We start from the raw sequence: 23,967 nt of genomic DNA, 5'->3' as shown, positions 1-23,967 counted from the left end.
GGGGCCGTCATTCCGCTGCAATTACAAGTGTTGAAGTGCCGACAATCTTCGGCAGCATTGCTTTCGACTTAGAGAGCGACTCTGTACTTGTGCAAGGCGTTCCGATCCATTTGCTTGACGTTTAACAACCGTTTGCCGTATTCATGAATAAGAACCAATATCGTCTGGTATTCAGCCGCGTGCGCGGCATGCTGGTAGCCGTCGAGGAGACCGCTCATGCAACGGGGAAAGTCAGCAAGGGTGAGGCGCCGCGTGCCGTCGCCAATCGTGTCTCGAGCGCGTTGGCAAGTTTCGCGTTGCGTCATGCCGCTTTCGCGGTGCTGATTGCAGCCGGCGTTGCACCGATGTGGGCGAGCGCTCAGGTCGTGGGTGCCGGCGCTAACGCACCGTCAGTGATCCAGACGCAGAACGGTCTCCAACAGGTCAACATCACCAAGCCGTCCGGCGCGGGCGTGTCGCTGAATACTTATTCGCAGTTCGACGTGCCCAAACAAGGCGTGATCGTCAATAACGCACCAACGCTGACGAACACACAACAAGCCGGATACATCAACGGCAACCCGAACCTCGGCCCGAACGGTTCGGCCAGGATCATCATCAACCAGGTCAACAGTTCGAACCCTTCGCAACTGAAAGGTTTCGTCGAGATCGCTGGCCAGCGCGCCGAGATGATCATTTCCAATCCTTCGGGGTTGGTGGTTGATGGTGGCGGCTTTATCAATACCTCGCGTGCAATCCTGACGACCGGTACGCCGAACCTGAATGCGGACGGGTCGCTGGCCGGTTTCAGCGTGACACGTGGCCTCATCGCAGTTCAAGGTGCCGGCCTGAATGCCACGAATGTGGATCAGGTTGACCTCATTTCCAGAGCCGTGCAGGCGAACGCTGCCATCTATGCGACGAACCTGAACGTCATCGCTGGCGCGAATCAGGTCAATCACGATACCCTCCAGGCGACCCGCATCCCGGGCGATGGTGCGGCGCCTGCCGTTGCGATCGACGTGGCCCAATTGGGCGGTATGTACAGTAATCGCATCCTTTTGGTCGGCACCGAGGGGGGCGTTGGGGTCCGAAACGCCGGAACCATCGCGGCGGACGCGATGGGGCTGACGTTGACCACTGACGGGCGGCTGATTCAGTCGGGCAAGATTTCGTCGACCGGTAACGCCGCTATTTCGGCGGCAGCAGGGATCGAGAACAGTGGCACGACGTACGGCCAGCAGTCGGTCTCCGTGAATACCGGCGCCGACATCGTCAATACCGGTGCGCTGGCTGCGCAGCACAATGTGGGCGTCACAGCGGCCACGCTGAATTCGACCGGTACGCTCGGTGCGGGCGTGAACAGTGACGGTACGGTCACACAGGCCGGTGACCTGCAGCTCGCGACGGCAGGCCAGCTCAATGCGACCGGCAAAAATGTTGCAGGCGGCAACGCCTCGGCGACCGGCTACGGCGTGAACCTCGCCGGCAGCACGACGGCAGCGAACGGCATTCTGTCGCTGACCGCAACGGGCGGCGACGTGAACCTCACGAACGCGACGACGAGTGCTCAAGGCACCATCACCGCGAACGCCGTAGGCACGGTCGTCAACGACCATGGCAGCCTGACAAGTGGTGGCGCTGCGAGCCTGACGGGCGGTAACGTATCGAACCAAGGCGGTACAGTATCGTCGCAGGGGCCGCTGTCGGTGACGGCGGCGGGGCAACTCGCCAACCAGTCCGGCGTGTTCGTGTCGCAGAGCACGATGGCGCTGCGCGGCGGCGCCATCGCGAACAACCAAGGCACGATTCAGAGTGCTGGCCATGCGACGGTCGACGGCGCTGCGATCGACAATACGGCAGGTCGCATTACGTCGCTCAATACCGACGGATTGGTATTGAACGCGAGCGGTCAACTCACGAACGCGGCCGGCACGACGTCGGGCGGCGCGCAAGGCGGCGTGATTGGCGGCAATGGCGACGTGACGATACAAGGCGGGACGATCGTCAACCGCGCGACGATCACATCCAACACGAATCTCCACGTAGCGGGCCAGTCGGTCGACAACAGCGGTGGGTCCTTGCAGGCCGCCCAAAACGTGGTCGTCGACGCTGGCGCCCACCTGGCCAACAACGGCGGCACGATCGCCGGGCAGAGCACGGTATTGAGCGGCACGACGCTCGACAATAGCGCGGGCACCGTGCAAGCCCAACAGGTCGCGTTGACCGGTACCAGTCTCGTCAATCATGGCGGCACGATCACGCAGACCGGCACCGGTGCGATGGCCATCAATGTGTCGGGCACGCTCGATAATTCGAGTGGCGGCACGCTGCAAACCAACAGTACGGACGTGACGCTGGCTCCCGCTGCGCTCGTCAACGATGGCGGCACGATCGTCCATGCGGGCGCCGGTACGCTGACGTTGGGCAACGGTGCGGGTTCGGTGTCGAACGTCGGCGGTGCGATTGCCAGCAATGGACATATCGCGGCGCAAAGCGGCTCGCTGAACAACACCTCCGGTTCCATCAATGCTCAAAGCGGGCTGACGGCGGCGGTTGGCGGCACGCTGAACAATACCAACGGCAAGCTGATGTCCAACGCGGATCTTGGCTTGACGAGCGGCACGCTGACGAACGACGGTGGCCAGATCGGCGCGAGCACCAACGCGACAATTCACACGGGTTCGATGACGAACCGGGGAGGCGTGATCGTTGCCCCGAACCTGACGGTCACAGCCGATTCGACGCTCGACAATAGCGGTGGTCAGCTCAAAGCCAATCAGCTTGCACTGACGACGCCGACCCTGACGAACCACGGCGGCGCGATTACGCAGTACGGATCATCGGCAATGGGCGTCAATGTGAGCGGCACGCTCGACAACTCCGAAGGCGGTGTGATCCAGACGAACAGTACGGACCTGACGCTCGCTCCCGCGCAATTGAATAACGCTGGCGGGACGATCACGCATGCCGGTACGGGTACGCTAACGATTGAACCCGGCAACGGTGCAAGCGCGCTGAACAATGCGGGCGGCACCATTGTCACCAAAGGCAACGCAGTTGTCGACGCGAGCAGCTGGGACAACACGAGCGGCATTCTTGCGGCGCAGGGCGGCATCACCGGAACGATCGCGGGGGACATGAACAACGCGCAAGGCCTGGTGCGCGCAGGGACGTCGTTGTCGTTGACGAACGGCGGCACGCTGGTGAACCAGGGCGGGCATATTCAGGCCGGCCAGACAGCGGCGGGCGACACGAGCACGCTCAGCATCCAGTCCGCGTCGATCAACAACGCCGACGGCTCGATTGCCGACCTTGGCGCCGGCAGGATGACCGTGCAGGGCGGCAGTCAGATCACCAACAGCCACGCAGGCGGTGTGTCGGGGATGGGCGCGATTACCGGTAACGGCGACGTGACGGTGAACGCTGCATCGATTTCCAACACGCAGGGCGGTCAACTGAGCGGCGCATCGCTGCATGTTCAAGGGACGACCTTGGACAACAGCGGCGGGCAGGTCGGTAACGTCACAAATTCGAGTGGCGATGTGAACGTGACGACGAGCGGCGCGATCACGAACACGAACGGGCAGATCAGTTCCACGCATGACCTGACTGTAACGGCGCCGACACTGCAAGGTGGCGGCACGTATAGCGCAGCGCACGATGCCAACGTGAATCTGCAGGGCGATTTCTCGGTGACGCCCGACTATCAGTTCAATGTCGGTCACAATCTTGCGTTTACGCTGCCCGGTACGTTCAACAACAGCGGCAACGTGCAATCGGTCAACGATCTGAGCGTCAATGTCGGCAACATCGTCAACTCGGGCGCACTGTCCGCGGGTGGTCTGGTGCATACGCAATCAGGCAATCTGACCAATACGGGTGCAATTGTCGGTGGCAGCACGTCGCTCAATGCGGCGGGCACGGTCTCGAACCTTGGGCCGACGGCGCTGATCGGCGCGTCGGACAGCAGCGGCACGCTCGAAATCCTCGCGCATGACATCGAGAACCGCGATGACACGACCGCGACCGATTCGATGGCGACGACGGCCATCTTCGGTATGGGCAAGGTCGTACTGGCCGGCGGCAAGGATGCCAGCGGCAATTACACGAACGCGGCTCTGATCAACAACTCGTCAGCGTTGATCCAATCGGGCGGCGACATGGAGTTGCACGCGAATCAGGTGACGAACACGCGCCGCGTGATGACGACCTCGACCGGTTCGGTCGATCCAGCCACGCTCGCACCGTTCGGCGTACCCATTAGCGGTCGGACCGGGCAAGTGGCCGCGAAAGACCCGAACAGCATCGGCGGGGTGTATACCGATCCGCCCCACGGTGGTCAGTGGAACAGTACGTATCAGTACACGACCTACTACGCCGATAGCGCGACCGCGACGACCGTGACGGGTATTAGCCCAGGCGCGCAAATCGTGTCGGGGGGCAACCTCGATGCGTCGACGACCGGTACCCTGAAAAATTACTGGAGCAGCATCACGGCAGTCGGCAATCTGCAGATGCCGCAGCACTACGATGGCGACGGCTGGGCGGCTACCGGCCAGCAGGCACCGAGTGTGACCGTGTCGTATTCCGGGCAATATCACTACAACAACTACGACAACAGCGAATACAACTGGCAGCTGCCGTTCGGTAATGCGCCGTTCGTTACGTCTCGTCCGGGCGGCTATACGCAGGCGGCGCCGGCGTGGGTCAAGACGTATTCGCTACCGGACTACCATTCGACCTTGGGTGCGAATGGGATGATTTCCGGCACGGGCGTGAGCATCAATAACACCGCGGCCAACGCATCGATTCCGTCGCTCGGTTTGCTGCCGGGGCAAGCGGTGCCGGGTCTGACGATCGGCGGGCTCAGCGGTAACGCGAGCGGCACGAAGTCGGGCGCTTCGGCCGTGCACGGCGGGGTGACGACTGTCGATCCGGTCGTTGCCAGCGCGACCGCGCAGAACGTTCTGAACAACCTCACGATTCCGCAGGGCGGTTTGTATCGACCGGATACGTCGCCGAACGCGAGCTACGTGATCGAGACGAACCCGGCGTTTACGAGCCAGAAGAACTTCATCTCCAGCGACTACTTCTTCAGCCAGATCGGCGTCGACCTCACGCATATCCCGAAGCGTCTGGGTGACGGCTTCTACGAACAGCAGCTGGTGCGTAACCAGGTCACCTCGTTGACCGGCAGGGCTGTGCTCGGTCCGTACACGGATCTGCAGGCGATGTACGAATCGTTGATGGCGACGGGTGCCTCGCTGGAGAAGCAGCTCAACTTGCCGATCGGTGCGAGCCTGTCGGCCGATCAGGTATCGAGGCTGACCAGCAACGTGATCATGATGGAAACGCGCGTGGTCGATGGCCAGTCGGTACTGGTGCCGGTCGTCTACCTCGCGCAGGCGAACCAGCAGAACGTGAACGGCCCGCTGATTACCGCGACCGACATCGATCTGGAGGACGCGCAGAACTTCACGAACAGCGGCACGGTGAAGGCGGACAATTCGTTGTCGATTCAGGGCAAGCAGATCGACAACGCGTTCGGCGCGTTGCAAAGCGGTGGCCTCATGTCGCTGAAGACGGATGGCAACGTCGATCTCACTTCGGCGAAGGTCAAGGCTGGCAGCCTGAACCTGAATGCCGGTGGCGACCTGATTCTCGATACTGCGGTGAAAACCGATACGCGTGTGAGTCGCGACGGTGCCACGAGTGTGACGACGACGCTTGGGCCGGTGGCTCAACTCGACGTGGCGGGTGACGCCGGGATCAAAACGGGCGGCAACTTCCAGCAGAACGCGGGCAACCTGACGGTCGGCGGTAATCTCGGCATGAATGTCGGGGGTAACTGGGATCTCGGTGCGGTTCAGACGGGCGAGCACAAGATCGTGCAGCGCGCGAACGGTGTGTCGAATACCGACATCAACAACGTGGCCGGCAGTTCCGTCAAAGTGGGGGGCGGGTCCGAGATTGCGGTGGGCGGAGACCTCACGGCGACGGGTGCGAAGGTCGATCTGGGCGGCGGTGGAGTAGTCCTGGCTAAAGGCAACGTGACGTTGCAATCGGCCACCGCGACTTCGACAGTGGACAGCAACAGTTCCGGCAGCGACCATCACGGTAGCTACGCGGAGACGTTGCACACATCCGACGACAAGGTGACCGGTACGACGCTGCATAGTGGCGACAGTCTTGTTATTGCGTCCGGCAAGGACCTCAACGTAACGGGCAGCACGGTCGAACTGGACAAGGGCAATGCGGTGCTGATGGCGAAGGGGAACGTGAACGTTGGCACGACGACGGAGACCCACGTCTCGAATGCCTACGAAACCCATAGCCGCAGCGGCGTGGCGAGCCATACGAGCGCAGTCAACCAGGTCGATCAAACTGCGACGTACGCCGACGGCAGCACCATTTCGGCTGACCGCGTGTCGGTCATCAGCGGCAAGGACATCAATGTGACCGGCGGCAATATTGTCGGTACGCACGATGTCGCGTTGTCCGCGAAAGGGAACGTCAACGTTGCCGCAGCGACCGACACGTGGCAGGACAGCGAGTATCACCAGGAGAAGCATTCTGGGCTGTCGGGATCGGGCGGCCTTGGGGTGACCATCGGATCAAGCGAGCGGAGCGACCGATATAACGGCAGTTCGGTGACTCAAAGCCAGTCGCGCAGCACGGTGGGTAGCGTCGCGGGTAACGTCGCCATCTCCGCCGGCAAGGATGTTCATATTGGAGGCAGCGATGTGATCGCCGGCAAGGCGATGGGTGACGTCACGGGCACGACGGGTAACGTTAGCATTGTGGGCCAGAACGTCACAATCGACCCGGGGCTGGACAGTGCCCAATCGCACGACCATCAGGAATCCCGGTCGAGTGGGCTGACGGTCGCGGTGACCGGGACGCCGCTCGATACGGTGCGGAACCTGAAGGCAGATGCGTCGTCGGGGAACGGCTTCCAACGCGCGCAGAGCGTCGCGAATGAGATTGGGGCGAGCGCGCTTTCCGTTCCGTCGGTGTCCGTCTCGTACGGAAGCAGCCGCAGTTCGAGCACGACGGACATGTCGAGCCTGACCAATACGGGCAGCACGATTCGCGGCGGCGGCAATGTTTCTGTAACTGCGACTGGTGGGGCTCTGAACGACGCGAACGGTCGGCCAATTGATGGCGATCTTTCAGTGATCGGCTCGACGATCAGCGCGGGCGGGACGACTTCGCTCACGGCCAACCGCAACGTCACGCTGCAGGCATCGACTGACCAGTACCAGCAGAGCTCGGAGTCCAGCAGTTCCAGTACGGGGATTTCGCTCGCGTCGCCTAGTCTGGGCGATCTCGGGCGCTGGGTGGGTGGCACGGCGAATAGCGGCGGTACCAGTCCGTCACCATACAACGCGAGTCGCAGCAGTTCGGACGGGGCGCAGACAGCGACGACGCAGACGGCGACGGTGGTGTCCGGTAATAGCGTGGTGGTGAAGAGCAAGACCGGCGACATCAACGTTGTGGGCTCGGGCATCAGTGGCACGCAGGGCGTCGACCTGGTTGCGAGCCAGGGCGCGATCAACGTGCTGGCCGGGCTTGACACGAGTACGAGCCACCAGGAATCGAGCAGTCAGCAGATCGGCAGTCTGGGCAGTAATGGCACCGCCACCGGCTTTAGCGTCGGTGTGGCGAAGAACCATAGTGTCCAGGATACGGCGTCGCAGACTCAAAGCACGATGCGTAGTCAGATCGTCAGCGGAAAGGGTGATGTAACGCTTGACGCGAAGCAGGACGTAACGGTTGCGGGCTCCGATCTGAGCGCGGGCAAGGACCTGACGCTGATCGGCAAGAACCTGAATCTCGATCCGGGCACGGACGCGACACAAAGCAGCATGAGCCAGAGTTCGAGCCAGTTTGGCGTAACTTTGGCGTTGGGCGGTGCAGTCGGCAATGCAGTGGCGGCAGTCAATCAGAGCATGGCCCATTCGGCACGCGGCGGCGATTCGCGACTGGGTGCGCTGGATAAGGCGCAGGCCGGTTTGGCTGTCTACAACGCGTATCAGGTCGCGGATGCGATGAGCGCCGGTAAGCCGACGGGGCAACCATTGATCAAGGCCACGGTAAGCATCGGTGGGGGTACGAGTCATAGTGACTCGCAGAGCAGTTCGCTGTCGAACGACGGCAGCACGCTGCACGCGGGCGGCAATGTGAACCTGATTGCGACGGGCAGCGGCGCGAAGGACGCGAGCGGCTTTGCGACGGATGGCGACATCAACGCGCGCGGCACGCAGATTTCCGGGCAGAACGTGACGCTGAATGCGGCGCGCGACATCAATCTGCAAAGCGCGCAGGATACGAACCAGCAGTCGAGCCACAACAGCAGCAGCGGTGGCAGCATCGGCGTGGGGCTTGGTATCGGCGGTCAGCAGAACGGCTTTACGCTGGAACTGGCAGCGAACGTATCTAAAGGTCACGCGAATGGCCAAGGCGTGACCAATCGTGATACGCAGATCAACGCCAGCAACACACTTTCGATGACCAGTGGTCGGGATACGAATCTGCGCGGTGCGGAAGTTGCGGGCAACACCGTCGACGCGAGCGTGGGTCGCGATCTGAACGTCCAGAGCCGCCAGGACACCAGCACGTACGATAGCAAGCAGTCGAGCGCCGGATTCCAAGCCAGCATCTGCGTGCCGCCGTTCTGCTTAGGGCAGACGGTGAGCGGCAGCGCAAGCGTCAGCCAGCAGAACATCAAGGCGGATTATCAGTCGGTCAACCAGCAAAGCGGGATCTATGCGGGGAACGGCGGCTTCAACGTGAACGTCGGAAACCATACGCAGCTTGATGGCGGTGTGATCGCGAGCACCGCGAGTGCGGACAAGAACAGTCTGTCGACGCAATCATTGGGCTTTACGAATCTGGAAAACCACGCGAACTACTCGGGTGACACGGTTGGATTCAGTGCAAGCGGCGGCTTCGGCAACAGTACGCCGGGCGGCGTGAACCTCAATACGCCGGTGAAGCAGACTGCTGGTAACACGTCGGGCCCCATGAATTCTCAAGGGTTAGGGCCGACAGGCTTCTCGAGCGCTGGTACGAGCAGTGACGTGTCCGGCACGACGTACGCAGCCGTGAGCCCAGGCACGATCACGGTGCGCGGGGATGGGGGCCGCGATAGCACGGCGGGTCTGAGCCGCGACACGGCGCACGCGAATGGCGCGGTGCAGAACACATTCGACGTGCAGAAGGTGCAGAACGACATGGCGATCCAGCAGTCTGTCGGCCAAGTCGGGATGCAGGTGGTCGGCGATGTGGCGACCGCGATGGAGAACCGGGCTTCCGCAAAAGAGACGGCGGCGGTTCAGGCCTACAAGGACGCGAAGGCTGCTGGGGATGAGGCTGGCATGGCGCAGGCTCTGGCCGACTATACGGCGGCGCAGCAGCAATTGGCACTGTGGGGAAATGACGGTACCGCGCGTATCGCGTCGCACGCCGCTGTCTCGGGGCTGGGGGCAGCAATGGGCGGCGGCAACGTGGCCGGTGCGGTGGGGGGAACCGTAGCAGGAGACTATGTTGGTAATGCCGTAGGCGACGCGCTTGTCGACTCGATGGGAGGTAAGGTGCTGGCGAACGCAGCGGCGGGGTTGGCCGGCGCGGCGGCAGGCGGTGTCCTCGGCGGCTCGGCCGGGGCTATGACGGGTGCGGGCGGTGCATTGAATGCCGATCTTTACAATCGGCAGTTGCACCAGAGCGAGCGGGATTGGGCGAAGAAGAATGCGCACAAGTTCGCGGATTACTACAAGGATCAAACGGGCAGGACGATCAGTGACGAGGAGGCGTATCAGAAGCTGCTGTCGGCCGGCTACGCGATGGTGGACGACACGACGAGTCGCACCGGCGGCAGTGACGAGAAGGCGAAGCAGTTCATCGGGGAAAATAAGACGGCGGGCCTCTTTGATGCGACAGCCGCTGAGCGAGCGAATCCGCTGTTGGGCGGGAACGCGGATGGTTCATTGACGCCGGAGCAACAGGCACGTACGGGTACCAAGAACCCGACGGCGGTTGCGCAGCAACTGTACCGGGAGACGCTTGGGGCTTCGCAGAAGCCGTGTACCGACGCGTATGCGTGTGGGACGAAGGTGGATCAAGTAACCGCTGCGGTGCAGGCCCTGCAGCAGGAGCGAGCACTGTATCAGGACGACCCGGCTAAGCGGCAGCAGATCGAGGGGCAGGAGCGGCAACTGCTCAGTGGTATAACTAGTCGAGAATGGCAGTCGGCGAAGCTGGCGCAGGCCGATGTGTCGACGTTGACAGAAGTTCTCGGGTTTGTCAGTGCGCCAGCATTGACAGCTGACATTGCCGGGGCACTGATCCGGGTCGGAGCAAATGGCAAGACGTCCAGCGCAGTTGCCAGCGCGTTGGATGGCTCTGGTGCCGGGAGTCTCGCGTCCGAAACGAATTCGGTGTCGCGGAACGGCACTCGCTTGGTTATCGATCAGCGATATGTCTCTGATATTGGTAATGTTGCGTGCGGTCCCACCTCTTGCGCAATGGTGCTGAACGACCGAGGCCAGTGGGTGAATATTTCGCAGCTAGCGAAGGATGCTAACCTTGTTCCGGGCGAAGGCACTGATGTCATAGGTTTGACGAAGGCCCTGCAAAATAACGGTGTTCCCTCGGCAAGATGGTCCCTCAACGCGTCGATCGACGATATTGCTGCTGCGACTCAGAAAGGGGAGTCAGTGATTGCGCGAGTCAGTTTGGATAGCGGGGAGGGGCACTTTGTTGTAGTGGATGGTGTCACTACTAGATTAGGAAAGTCGGTGGTTGCAGTTCGTGATCCCGGCACGGGTGCTCAATACTTCGTTCCGACAAATGAATTTGCGCGAAAATTTTCTGATCAAATCGTATTTATGCGTTGAGTTGTTAATGGGGAACGTTATGAAAGTCGATGAGCTTGTTGAGGGTCTTCCCTCGATTGAACGAGGTGGTGCGGTAGACATTGACGGGTTTTTTGTTATGTGTCGAGGGGTTGGCTATTTTGTGTCGTCGCGGGAGGGGAAGGATGATACTCAATCTGCTGTTTTGATTAGGCATGAAAATTTGGAGAAATGCTTGCTCTCGAGTGTTCCGGCGCTCGGCGGTAGTCGATATAGCTACGTTGATCAGGCGAAGGTCTCGGGCACGCTGTCGGGCGAAAATGTCGATGGATTTGCCTGCGTTGTTGATAACATTCGTGATTTTGTGATTTATAAGTATGGTGAGGCGATGCGAGTCAATCTGTGAGAGGATGGTTCTAGTGGGCGGGGGTATTGATAATTGTAAATATAGTTACTTGTGGGACGGTTCGTGCAGCGGTTGGGTGCTTCTTCATATCAACTCCGATAAGCCGGAAGAAGCGCCTCGATATTTGATTTTTAATGTCGAGACCCGGAGGTCGCTGCTAATACGGGACGATAAAGTTTGCGCGGAGGTGAAGCAGGCGATGCTGAATGGCGGGGTGAGAATTGTTACCTCGATCAACGAAAGCTAACGTGCTGAACTCGGTTGTCAGTCTGTCGCAGACGACTCATGCTATCTGGTTGACGGCCTTCCGATACTGGGTTTCTGGCTTGTCGATGTTGGGTGTGCCTAGTGACGAACCCTGGAGTCGAGGGAATGAGTAGTCGTGAGCATTAATTACGTCTGTTCCGAAGGCGCGGATCTTTACAACCGGCAGTTGCACCAAGCTGAAATCGATGCGATTCGTGCCAAAGTGAAACAACTGGCTGCGTCTGGCACCATGAGTTATCAGGATGCCCTTGAACGCTTGTCCGCGCAGGCATTGCGTGACATCGAGGGTGGTTGGGATGTTGCCTTCGAGATGACGTTTCATGCGTCGTCTTACGGTTGTTATGCATCGTTAAATTTTTTCGAGGTTTGCAGGTCACCGGCAGAATCAGGGATTAAATCAAAAATGAAAATAACTAAACGGCTGGTGGCGCTTCCGATCGCGGCCTTGGTTTCGCTCGCGGTACATGCGCAGCAGGCCCCCACGCCCGCTGACCGAGCGGCGGCGGCGAGGGCGAACGCCGAACAGGATCGGCAGGCGCAGCAACAACGGGAGGCACAGCAGCGCGACGCAGCCGTGCATGCCCCTTCTGTTCGGTCGGAAGTACCACACATTGAAGTGTATCCGGCGCTTCCCGCCGAAACGCCGTGCTTCCGCATCGACCGCTTTACGCTCGACGTGCCGGGCTCGTTGCCCGACGCGACGAAGGCTCAAGGCGCGTCCGCCTTGCCGATGGATCGATTCGCGTTCGCGCGCGAATGGTTGAACCACTACGCTGGGCAATGTGTTGGCAAGCAAGGCGTTGACGTGTTTGTCAAGAGACTGTCCCAGGTGATTCTGGCGCGAGGCTACGTTACGACGCGCGTGCTCGTTCCCGAGCAAGACCTATCGACCGGCACGCTCAAACTCACGCTGATTCCCGGCATGATTCGCCATGTGCGCTTCGCAGAAGAAAAACTGCGCGGCACGTGGAAAACCGCCTTCCCGACCCGCGACGGCGAGGTGCTGAATCTGCGCGACCTCGAACAGGGTCTCGAGCAAATGAAGCGCGTGTCGAGCCAGGACGTTTCGATGCAGATCGTCCCGGGCGACCTTCCCGGTGAAAGTGATGTCGTGCTCGGCGTAAAGCGCGGCAAGCCTTGGACGGTCGTTGCGTCGATAGACAACTCCGGAACGCGCGCCACGGGCAAGCTTCAAGGCAATCTGTCGGTCGGCATCGACAACCCGCTCGGCCTGAACGACATGTTCAACGTAGGCGTCAGCCAAGACCTTGAGTTCGGCGACAGGCGTCTCGGTTCTCACGGCTGGAATAGCTTCTATTCGATTCCATGGGGCTACTGGACGGCGACGCTGTCCGCAAACACGAACACGTACTACCAGCAGATTGCGGGCGTGAATCAAACCTTCGTCGCCAGCGGTAATTCGAAGACTGTGGATTTCAAACTGGCCCGCGTGCTGACGCGTAGCCAGAACGACGTACTCGGTGGATATTTCCGGCTGTCGCGCCGTTTTGGCAAGAGCTTCATCGAAGACACCGAAATCTCACAGCAACGCCGCAACAACACGATCATCGAACTCGGCCTGACCGATCGCCACTATTTCGATGGCGCGCAGCTCGACGGCTCACTCGCATACCGGCAGGGTGTCGGCGGGCTTGGTGCGCAGGACGACACGCTTGCCGCAGGCGGTGGCCCAACGTATCGCTTCAAGATGGCGGTGCTCGACGCCAATCTGTCGGTGCCGTTCGCCGTCGGCAAACAGGCGTTTCGCTATGTCGGTACGTTCCACGGTCAGTACACGGGGAACACCCTGTACTACCTCGACGACATGACCATCGGTAGCCGATACACCGTGCGCGGCTTCGACGGAGAAACGATGCTGGCGGCGGCGCGCGGATTCTACTGGCGTAACGAGCTGCAAATGGCGATTGGCCAGACGGGGCAAGCGGTGTATGCAGGGCTGGACTATGGCCGCGTATGGGGACCTCAGCCCATCGCGCTCGTCGGTACGCAATTGGCCGGCGCTGTCATCGGCGTCAAGGGAAGCATCGGGACGCGCTTCGGTGCCTGTGCGTACGACCTGTTTGCAGGCACGCCGGTCTATAAACCGTCTGGCTTCCCGACCGCGCGCGTCACGGTCGGATTCCAACTGACTTCGCAGTTTTGAGCGGGGAGTCTGTTGTAGTTCGAGCAGCCCAGGTTTGAGCATACGCCTGCACCTGCTGCCGAACTGCGGATTGCGTGAATCGGAAGCGGCGACTGGTATTCGATTGACGTTTCGAGATTGATTGGTCGCGTCCCGGCTCCCCTCCGGGCCTGGATGCTTTGCGTGGCGAGCAGAATAGCCACGCACTTTTTATGCAGGAATCACACCGTGCGGGTCGGGTCGATTCGAACAGGTGGGATGTTGTTGTTTTAGTTAGTATATTTAACAATTGCGGAATGGTAATGAAAAGTAAATTGGCGCTGGTTGGTCTTATGGGTACGACGGTTCTGCTCGCGGCATGTGGCGGTGGTGATGGCGGCGGTGGCAGCACAGCGTCGGGGAATTCAACCGGCTCGACTTCGCAGACTGCCACGGCGGCGTTTTCATGTCCGTCGAGCTACAAGAAGCTCAGTCTGTCGAATAGCAGCGTAATTGCGAACACCAACCTGAATCTGACGACAGACGATGGTATCGCGACGCTGACTGTCAGAACCCCGGCCAGCGGCAAAACTGGCGATTTGACCATCTGCCTTGGCAAGCCCGATTCGGTACCTTCCGGCGTGGTCGCGGACTATGTTTACGAGGTGAAGTCCTCGGGCGATCTACGTGTGATGGCGTCTTCGACGCTGACGCTGAATTTCACGACCAACGCCGTTCCGAATCCGAACCCGCCGGTCATTGAGTTTGCCGACGTGTCCGGTGGGACTGTGATCTATAAGCAGCAGACTCAAGGTGCGTCGTACGCGACTGCACCCAACTACAGCCTGAGCGCGAATGCACAAGATTCTGGCCTGTATGTCGTTCGTCTGAAAAAGTGACAACGCTTTGCTAATGGCGTGATAGTCCAGTTTCAGTTTACGGAGCACGTTGCGTGGTGGCCATGAGCCACCACGCGAGATTTCCGTCATTTTCGGATCCAGAGGAGTTTGGATTGAAGGCACCCAATAGTTTTCGAGTATCGGTGATCGTTGCTGCTACGGTTGTTATGGGATTGAGCGGCTGCGCGACCGAGTCGTCGCGCACGCTTGACGTACCGGCCGTCAGCAGTGCGCAAAAGCCCTACGCGGGCAAGCCCGTCGCGATCGCCGTCGGCAAGTTCGACAACCGCTCGAGCTACATGCGCGGCATTTTCTCGGACGGGATCGACCGACTCGGCGGGCAAGCGAAGACGATCCTCGTCACGCGCCTGCAGCAGAGCCACCGCTTCAACGTGCTCGATCGCGAGAACCTGGACGAGATCAAGCAGGAAGCCGGCTTCATGAAGAAGGCGCAGGCCCTGAAGGGCGCGCACTACGTCGTGACCGGCGACGTGACCGAGTTTGGCCGCAAGGACGTTGGCGATCAACAACTGTTCGGCATTCTCGGCCAGGGCAAGACGCAAGTCGCGTATGCGAAGGTCAATCTGAACATCGTCGATACGACGACGTCGGAAGTCATTGCATCGAGCCAGGGCGCCGGCGAATACAGCCTGTCGAACCGCGAAATCATCGGTTTTGGCGGTACCGCGAGCTATGACTCGACCCTGAACGGCAAGGTGCTCGACCTCGCGATTCAGGAGGCAGTCAACCACCTTGTCGAGCAGGTGGACGCGGGCGGGCTCAAGGCGGCGCAGTGATCGTTACCAATTCAATTTGATTCGCGTAGGAACAGGAAAGAACTATGAAACGGGGTATTGGGTTGCCACTGACTGCGGCGCTCCTGCTGCTTGCGGGATGTGCGGCGCAGACGACGCCGCCGCTCTATCAGTGGAACGGCTATCAACCGCAGGTATACGAGTACTTCAAGGGCAAGACGTCGCCGCAAGAACAGATCGACGCGCTCGAGAAGGCGCTGCAGGAGATCCGCGCGAAGGGCGGCACGCCGCCTCCGGGCTTTCATGCTCATCTCGGGATGCTGTATGCGGGTATCGGAGACGGGCAACGCGCCGGACAGGAATTCCAGGCCGAGAAGCAGCTGTTCCCGGAATCCTCGGCCTATATGGATTTCTTGATGAAGAAGAAACCTGCCCAACAGAAAACCGCCCAACAGTGATGTGCGCCATGTTCAAAACGACTTCATTCAAAGTGCTGTCCGTGCTGTCGATCGTCGCGCTATTGAGCGCGTGCGCTCAGCCCGCGAAGCATACCGACTACACCGCTTTCAAGCGGAGCCAGCCGCGTTCGATCCTCGTCCTTCCGCCGTTGAACGAAACCAACGACGTCACGGCGACCTACGGCATGCTGTCGCAAATGACGCAGCCGCTTGCCGAAGCCGGATACTACGTTGTGCCGGTTGCCGTGATGGACGAAACCTTCAAGCAGAACGGGTTGACCAATGCAGCGGAAATCCAGAGTACATCGGCCGCGAAGCTGCGGGAGATATTCGGTGCGGATGCCGCTCTGTATTCGAAAGTGACGCAGTACGGCTCTGTTTACCAGATCGTGGACAGTACGACCATGGTTGCGGCTTCGGCAAAGCTCGTTGATCTGAAGACCGGTGATGTGCTGTGGGAAGGCAAGGGGCGAGCAACCGGCAAAGAAATCGGCAACAACGTCAACGTTGGTGCTTTCGGGATTGTCGGCGTGCTCGTGCAGGCGGCAGTCAAGCAGATCGCGCATTCGTTGTCGGACGAAGGCCATGCTGTCGCGGCACTGACGAGCAACCGGCTCCTGTCGGCTGGGCCGCCGAACGGCTTGTTGTACGGTCCGAGGTCACCAAAGCACGGAACAGACTGACGACATTTTTAGTGATGTCGCAATCACACACCCTGGCTAAGTGGTCGTCGATCTTGACCATTTCCCTGACGATTCGCGCGCTAGCCTTGTAGGCCGTGCGCGCCTGACATGTCATGACAATGTCAAGGCGTCCGATTGAGTAGTATTGGTTTTGTCCATTGGCAAGGGCACGATTTCCCGCCCGGCGGGGATGCCAAGGACCCTCGACTTCAATCCAGCAGTGCTGTCCTCGTGGCCTGCTGGATTTTTTTTGCTCATCGTAGCAAGCCGGGGAGGGTTCGAGAGCGACTGCGTAACCTGACGCCTGACTTTTAGGACGTCGCGAGAAGCAATGGCTCGATCGCGAGGCACTTCAGGCACTGGGCTGCTGGACGGGTTACCGGTTGGCGCGTGTGGAATTGCCGGAAAGCGATGGCCCGCGCTGTCGCTGTTTTTGAAGCCGGTCAGCAAGGTCATGTCTTGCGAGCAACGTGGTGCAAGCTGTCAGCAAATCCACGAGACAACGGTTCGCCCGGTGCGTGACGCGCCGCTGTTCGAATATCGGGTGGTGCCGCACGTTCCCCGCGGTGAAGCGTGATCTATCCGAGAACGATCCAACCTTCTATCAATCGTCATGCTGGAATTCGGACTCTTTGCTGCATCGTGGATCGCATTGATCGTCGCGATTGCATGCGTCTTCCTGTCGTCATTTCGGTAGGTCTGTGCAGGGCGAATGCGCCGATAAAGGAAATGATGCTTGGCCTTCGCAAGGCTGGGCATCGAGATCGGAAGGATAGCGTACGTCTGTCGTTATCGACCTTGCCGCTTTTTTGGTAACCAGCAATATGGGGAACTGTATGAAAACGAAGCAGGGTACGTCGATCGCGTTGGCAGAGATCGCGAGCGAGCTAGGCGGTATCGCAGATATCTCGCGACGGCATTTCATGATCGGGTTGAGTGCGTCTCTGCTGGCCGGGTGCGGGGGCGGTAGTGACGATGCAGCCGCGACCGGTGCAATGCCGGCCAGCAATGGTGTTGAAGGCGCGCCGGAACCGACCTCTTCCACATCGTTCGACACGACACCAATTCGTGCCATACCCGCCACGCCGTCAGCCGAGACGGTGCCTGCCATAGCTGAAACCCATAGATTTGCGCATCCGGGCCTGCTGCATACCGACGCGGATTTCGCGCGTATGCGCGCCAAGGTCGGGGCCAAGGCCTCGCCCTGGATCGATAGCTGGAACGTGCTCGTCGCCAACGGCCATACACGCCTGACGAACAAACCGAACCCGCAGGTCGGCATCTATCGCGGCAATGACCCCACGCATGGTCAGAACTACGGCGCCCTCTACAACGACATTGCTGCGGCCTATGGCGACGCGCTGCGCTGGAAGGGGTCGGGCGACACACGCTACGCAGACAAAGCCGTGGAGTATCTGGACCAATGGGCCGCGAAGCTGACGACGCTTGGCGGCAGCGACGTGGCGCTCGCCGCCGGCATCTACGGCTACGAGTTCGCCAACGCCGCCGAAATCATGCGCGGCTACAGCGGCTGGAGCCCGACCGGCCTCGCCGCGTTTCAGGCGATGATGCGCAAGGTGTTCTACCCGGTCAGCCACGCTTTCCTGACCCGTATCGACACCGCGCTGGACACGCACTACTGGGCCAACTGGGGCCTGGCCAATATCGCATGTGTCCTGGCCGTCGGCGTGCTGTGTGACGATGCCGAGCTCGTCAACGAAGCTGTCACCCATTTCAAGAGCGGCGGCAGCAACGGCTGCATCCGGCAAGCCGTGTACTACATGCACCCCGGCAACCTCGGACAATGGCAAGAAGCCGGCCGCGATCAGGGCCATAGTGTGCTCGGCATTGCATTGACCGGCGCCATTTGCGAGATGGCCTGGAATCAGGGTATTGACCTGTACGGCTATGACAACAACCGCTTCCTCGCAGGCGCGGAATACGTGGCCAAGGCCAACCTGACGCAGGCGGACGGCGCGTTCTACGCAGTGCCCTTTGTCACGTACCAGAACAGCGCCGGCGTCATCCAGACGCAGATGTCCACCGGTGCGCGAGGCGGCGCCCTGGGGCGGCCCTGCTGGGCGCTGGTGGCCAACCATTACATCAACCGCAAAGGCCTGGCGGCGCCCTACACCAAGCGCGCTGCCGCCTTGGTCGCACCGGAGGGCGGTGGCGGCAACTACGGCCCCAACAGCGGCGGCTTCGACCAGCTTGGCTACGGCACGCTCACCTGCACGTTGGACCCCGGCAGCCCCGCCGTAACGCCGACCGGTCTGACGGGTTACGCGAGCGCGGGCAAGGTAGTGCTGTCGTGGTGGGGCAGCAGCAATGCCACGAGCTACAACGTCAAGCGCGCGACCATTGCTGGCGGGCCGTACAGTACCGTCATGACCGGTGTCACCGATCTGCTGACCTATACCGATACACCACCCGCTGCCGGGACGTACTTCTACGTCGTCACCGCGCAAACGCCTTCGGGCGAATCGGCGGTCTCCAACGAAGTGAAGGTGATTACGGCACTGCAGTTGCTTGCGCACTTCGCGTTCGACGAGGGCGGAGGCACCACGGCCGCGGATAGCGCGGGCAGTGGGCGCCACGGCACGCTCAACGGCGCAACGTGGGCGGCGGGGCACAGCAGCACCGCGGTCTCGCTCAACGGCTCGGGCGCCTACATCGCCTTGCCCGACGATCTGCTGGTCGATGTGTCGGACTTCACCATCGCCAGCTGGGTGTTCTGGAACGGCTCGCAAACGTGGGCACGCCTGTTCGACTTCGGCACGGGCTTCCACCGCTACATGATGTTCACGCCGCGCGGGCAGTTGCGCAACGGCTGGGCCGGCATGCGCTTCGCCATGACGGCCAACGGCCCCGGTGACGGCCCTCCGGAACAGATCATCGACGCCCCCACCGAGCTGCCGAGCAAGCGATGGGTGCATGTGGCCGTCACGCTATCGGGTTCGACCGGCACGATGTACGTGGACGGCACGCCCGTCAGTACCAACACGGCGATGTTCCAGGCGCCGTTCCGCTTGGGCAGTACCACGCAGAACCGGCTGGGGAGATCGCAATACAGTGCCGACGCCACGTTCCACGGCCTCATCGACGACTTTCGCATCTATCGCGGTGCGCTCAGCGCTGCGCAGATCGCATCGCTCATGGCGAATTGATTGCGCAGGGCCCGATGGCGGGCCCTGCGATGGACCTCTTCCTTCAAGGATTTTTCCGATGACCGTGTTTTCTCAACGATGGATTGCCGCTGCGGCGATGGCGTGTGCGCTATTGGGCTGCGGTGGCGGATCGGATGGCACGCAGGGAAGCAACACGGCAGCCGCAGGCAGTGGCGCCGGGACACAAGGCGGCGCCGCCAGTGGTACCACATCCGCGACCAGTGATGGCCAGGCCGGCGCGGTTCGCGGTGGAAACACCAGCAACAGTACGTCCACCAGTACCCAGCAGGGGACCAGCTGGACCAGCGTGAAATGGGGCGGTGGCGGCTATGTCACCGGCCTGATCTACCATCCAGCCAACGCGAGCCTGCTGTACGCACGCACCGACGTCGGCGGCGCGTACCGCTGGAACGCAACCAGCTCGACGTGGACGCCCATCACCGACGGCATCGGTTTCGGCTCAGGCGAGGGCGATTTCCACGGCGTCGAAAGCCTCGCGCTCGACCCGAACAACGACCAGCTCGTCTACATGATGACCGGCATTACCGTGACGCAGGGTCACAACGGCCGCATCTACATCTCGAGCGACCGTGGCAACACCTGGACGCATTACGACCTGCCGTTCCCGGTGGGCGGCAACGACAACGGCCGGGCCACCGGCGAGCGCCTGCAGGTCGACCCCAACCATCCGTCGACGCTGTTCTACGGATCGCGCACGGCCGGCCTGTGGAAGAGTGCCGATTCGGGTCGCACCTGGGCGCAGGTCACGGGTCTGTCCTCCACCACGATCGGCGGCGGCGGCTCCCCGCTGGGCGTCGAGCAGGTCATCTTCGACACGTCGGGCAAGGGCAGCGGCCAGCCGACCTGGATCATGTGGGCCACCGTCGCCCCGGACTACGCCAACGCGGCGGGCCTGACGTCGACCCTGTACAAGTCCACCAACGGCGGCTTCTCGTGGACGCCGGTGCCCGTCCCGCCGACGGTGTCCGGCTACTACATCCCGCACGTCGTGCGCACTTCCGACGGCAACTTTTACGTGGTGTTCAACGCGGGCGTCGGCCAGGGCATCGGCGGACCGAGCTATCTCTACAAGTTCGGCGGCAGTAACAACGGCAACTGGACGCTGCTCAACAGCTCCAGCAGCAACGGCTTTGGCGGCCTGTCCGTCTCCGGTCTGGGCTCGTCCGCCCGCATCGCACTGGGCATGACCGGCTGGAGCGACACCAGCAAGACCATCCAGCTATCCGACGACGGCGGCAGCACGTGGCGCGAAATCGAGGCCGGCATGCCGCATACCGGCACAGCGTCGGATGGCTGCGCCGGCTGGGTGGAAGGCGTCACCATCGACCCTGCCAATCGCGATCACATCATGCACGTCCACGGCGGCGGCATCTGTGAAACCATGAACGCCTCGTCGCCCACGCCAACCTGGAGCCCCAAGGTCGACAACCTCGAGGAAACCGTGACGCTGGCCCTCGTCACGGCGCCGCCCGGTGCGTCGTACAACTTCATCAACAGCGCCGGCGACATCGGCACGTGGGTCAATACGGATCTCTCGACGAGGCCGACGAAAGGCCCCTTGAACACGTGGAGCAGCGGCAATTCGGCCGATATGTCGTGGTCCGATCCGACGTATATCGCCGCCGCGGGCGTCGACAACGCCAACGGCCATGCCACCCGGGGCTTCTGGTCGGGCGACAGCGGCAATAGTTGGGCGACGTTCGCGTCGCTGCCCAACGGCGCCGCGGCAAGCCAGAGCAACGTGGGCAACCTGGTCGTCCCGGCCCGCAACAACGTGACCTGGGCACCGCCGGACTCGGTCCCGTCGTACACGACAAACAACGGCGCCAGCTGGACGGCGACCAACCTGCCGGCGTTTAGTGCCACCTGGAACGGCTTCCCGCGTGCCTACCGCCTGGCCGCAGACCGCAAGAACCCGAACAAGGTCTATGCGTACGACTCCGGCGGCGCACCGTGGAGCTGGCAGCGCGGCAAGATCTACGTCTCGAACGACGGCGGCCACACGTTCACGCTGAGCCAGGGCTCGGTGAACGCGAACCTGGCCTGGAATTCGTGGCGAGATACGTCGATGGCGGTCAATCCGAACGCCGAGGGTGATCTCTGGCTGGCCGACGGCACGGCCGTGTACCACTCGGTGGACTCGGGGGCGACCTGGACGAAGCTCGGCGTCTTCGCGTCGACCAGCGACACACCGGGCGCCACCGTGATCGCCTTGGGCAGGGCGCCGACTGGTTCGCCGTACTCGGCCGCGGTCTATGTGGAAGGCACATTGAACGGCGTCTGGGGCATTTACCATTCCGACGACGGCGGTGCAACGTGGGCGCGCTTCAACGATGACGCGCACCAATTCGGCGACTCCGGCGTGATGGTGGGTGACTGGAACCGATATGGCAGGATTTACGTCAATGGTGCCGCTCGCGGTCTGATCTTTAGCAATTGAGGTTGATCGACCTGTCGACCGTCCGGCTGCGGTGCAGCCGGACGTAAAGCTTGGGTGAATGGGGGCGCTACCGTAATGGGTAGGATTGTGGGTAGGGAGCCATCTACGACAGTGGGAGTCTTACCTGGCGGGTCTGTGCGAGCGATGATCAGAGTCTGCTGCCTTCCGCCATCCCGTTTTCTTGCGAATCGGCGTGCTTGACGGCGCGCACTTGCGCCGTGGCGCCGGCGCGGCACAGCGGCCGTAAACGAGAAAACTTGATCGGGAAAAGCACTGAAAGTTTGCGAATTATTTCCCGGCTATAGTGAAATTACTGGCGGTAGGCGCGGCGCCTTTTGCCGATACCGGCCAGGTAATGACTGTAGACGGGTGCTGCATGAAAAATAAAATCGAAAAGACCGCCGGACCGATCTGGGGTGTGGCTGCAGGATTGCTTCTTGCCGCCGCAGGACTGAGTCTCGGCATCTTCCCGACGTCCCTGCACAGCTCGGGAACCGCAAACGACTTCATGGCGTCCGGTGCCGCGATGATGGGCATCTTCCTCGTCGTTTATTCCACGCACGAGTTGCGAAGAAAGCGCGCGCACTGAGCGGTCGCGCGGCGCCGACCGGTGAAAAGCAACTCGAGCCGGCGACGGCTCGGGCGTGCGCTCTGCACGAGCCGCACGGGGTTTCGTGCGGGCTACGACTTGCGGATTTCGTGGTTATAGACGAGTTCGACGATTCGCTTCGTCGGGATGCTCGCGTGCAATTCGTCGACGCCGTCGATCGGAAACCACCTGCATTTCTCGATCTCGTTGTTCGCTTGCGGCGTCTGGTCCGGGCCAACTTCCGCGAAGAACACGTGATGTGCCTTCGCGAGCCCGGTGAAATGCATCGAGTAAACGAGATTCTGGCCGGTTATGCCGGTTTCTTCGCACAACTCGCGATGCGCGGCGTCGAGCGGCGTTTCCCCGCGCTTGATCGTGCCGCCCGGAAGGGCCCAGCGCGACGAGCAACACCCGGCTGTCGCGGTAGCAGACGATCGTCGCCCGTTCTTTGATGGGTACCGCGGTCGATTGTGGGGAACTCATGGGCTCAAGGGCATAGGCACTGGCGAGATTCTAGCCACCGTTGATCGCGGTGCCAAGGCAGCATCGGCCGGAACCGCTCGATCATGCGGAAACGGGTCATGTGCAGGGTGACTTATGCGAGCACCCGGAACCGTCGGGGGTGGATGAAAAACAAGCTCGCCCGATCGGCACCGCAATCGGGCCTGGAAGTCAAAGCTGCCCGCAGCGTGCGAATTACCGACGAATCGGCTGGAAAGGGAGCGTTTACAGGAGGATTCGCCCGGCTATAGGGGCGCATACTTGAGACCCCAATAACCAGACCGGACACGGCGATGACTACCCTAAGCATGCAAACGATCGTTTGCGGCAAGACCATTCAGGTAGCGCTGATGACCGATACCGGAACGGCCAGTATTTTCGTGATGGACAATGACGACGGTTCCCATCAGCCACGGATCATGAAGGTGCGCCAGTACCTCGATGCGGGTATGACACATGAGGACGTCGTCCGCCATGTGTTGAATATCGTCGTGGCCTCGATCGAGCGGCGTGGCCAGCCATGGGCGCACTGAACTTCTTCCGAGCGACCGTCTGCACAGGGCCTGCGCTGCCGCGGTTTACTCGAAACGGGATTCGGCCGGGATGGCGAGACGCACTCTGCTCGGGTGCAATGCCTGCGATCGGTTCGGAAGCGATCAGCAATCGCATCCGCCTGTCGAACGAGGCGTTCGGGGTTGATCAACCAGTGCGGGGATCGTCCTGATTCTTCCGGCTGAAGTCCGGGACAAGCGCACGTCGGCGGCGATCTGGCCGGCTTCGATGCGCGTGACGATGCGGCTGCATGCGCGACTAAGTGGGCG

At 61.3% G+C, this 23,967-nt stretch carries 11 protein-coding genes and 2 pseudogenes; 12 read left to right on the top strand and 1 reads right to left on the bottom strand.

All coding sequences use genetic code 11. The annotated features are described in order from the left end of the window. Positions 1-143: 143 nt before the first annotated feature. From GD429_RS22985 to GD429_RS22925, 11 genes and pseudogenes are all read left to right on the top strand, one after another. The gene (locus tag GD429_RS22985; protein WP_152860211.1) at positions 144-10,880 is read left to right on the top strand and encodes a hemagglutinin repeat-containing protein; all 10,737 of its coding nucleotides are present in this window, start codon (positions 144-146) and stop codon (positions 10,878-10,880) included. 19 nt (positions 10,881-10,899) lie between these two features. Next, the gene (locus GD429_RS22980) at positions 10,900-11,244 is read left to right on the top strand and encodes a hypothetical protein (protein ID WP_152860208.1); all 345 of its coding nucleotides are present in this window, start codon (positions 10,900-10,902) and stop codon (positions 11,242-11,244) included. Between the two features lie 670 nt (positions 11,245-11,914). Continuing rightward, a complete protein-coding gene (locus GD429_RS22970) occupies positions 11,915-13,675 on the top strand; it encodes a ShlB/FhaC/HecB family hemolysin secretion/activation protein (RefSeq protein WP_152860255.1) in 1,761 nt (586 codons plus the stop codon). 281 nt (positions 13,676-13,956) lie between these two features. Beyond that, entirely contained in the window at positions 13,957-14,532 is a 576-nt protein-coding gene (locus GD429_RS22965; protein WP_152860205.1) for a hypothetical protein, read from the top strand. 167 nt (positions 14,533-14,699) lie between these two features. Beyond that, positions 14,700-15,329 (top strand): CsgG/HfaB family protein, encoded by a 630-nt coding sequence (locus tag GD429_RS22960; RefSeq protein ID WP_152860253.1) that lies wholly within the window; start codon positions 14,700-14,702, stop codon positions 15,327-15,329. A 44-nt stretch (positions 15,330-15,373) separates the two neighbouring features. Then, positions 15,374-15,745, top strand: coding sequence for a DUF4810 domain-containing protein (locus GD429_RS22955; RefSeq protein WP_152860203.1), 372 nt, complete (start codon positions 15,374-15,376; stop codon positions 15,743-15,745). A gap of 8 nt (positions 15,746-15,753) precedes the next feature. Then, complete coding sequence (locus GD429_RS22950) at positions 15,754-16,428, top strand: DUF799 domain-containing protein (protein ID WP_152860201.1); 675 nt, start codon at positions 15,754-15,756, stop codon at positions 16,426-16,428. A 359-nt stretch (positions 16,429-16,787) separates the two neighbouring features. After that, positions 16,788-16,993, top strand: a pseudogene (locus GD429_RS22940) (ISL3 family transposase); the annotation flags it as partial. A 271-nt stretch (positions 16,994-17,264) separates the two neighbouring features. After that, positions 17,265-19,595 carry a LamG-like jellyroll fold domain-containing protein gene (locus GD429_RS22935; protein WP_193727170.1) on the top strand — a complete coding sequence of 777 codons (2,331 nt, stop codon included), beginning with the start codon at positions 17,265-17,267 and terminating at the stop codon, positions 19,593-19,595. 58 nt (positions 19,596-19,653) lie between these two features. Continuing rightward, positions 19,654-22,056, top strand: a complete 2,403-nt coding sequence (locus GD429_RS22930; protein ID WP_152860197.1) for a dockerin — start codon at positions 19,654-19,656, stop codon at positions 22,054-22,056. A 376-nt stretch (positions 22,057-22,432) separates the two neighbouring features. Further along, on the top strand, positions 22,433-22,645 hold the full coding sequence (locus tag GD429_RS22925; protein ID WP_152860195.1) for a hypothetical protein: 213 nt from the start codon (positions 22,433-22,435) through the stop codon (positions 22,643-22,645). A 92-nt stretch (positions 22,646-22,737) separates the two neighbouring features. Here the strand turns inward: GD429_RS22925 and GD429_RS22920 are convergent. Next, positions 22,738-23,128 (bottom strand): annotated as a pseudogene (locus GD429_RS22920) (NUDIX hydrolase). Between the two features lie 311 nt (positions 23,129-23,439). Here GD429_RS22920 and GD429_RS22915 point away from each other — a divergent pair. Beyond that, positions 23,440-23,679 carry a hypothetical protein gene (locus GD429_RS22915; RefSeq protein ID WP_152860193.1) on the top strand — a complete coding sequence of 80 codons (240 nt, stop codon included), beginning with the start codon at positions 23,440-23,442 and terminating at the stop codon, positions 23,677-23,679. Positions 23,680-23,967: the final 288 nt, after the last annotated feature.

The organism is Burkholderia sp. BE17, assembly GCF_009362305.1.
GTDB classification, from domain to species: Bacteria; Pseudomonadota; Gammaproteobacteria; order Burkholderiales; family Burkholderiaceae; genus Burkholderia; species Burkholderia pyrrocinia_C.
This window is presented reverse-complemented; position numbering and strand designations above follow the sequence as displayed.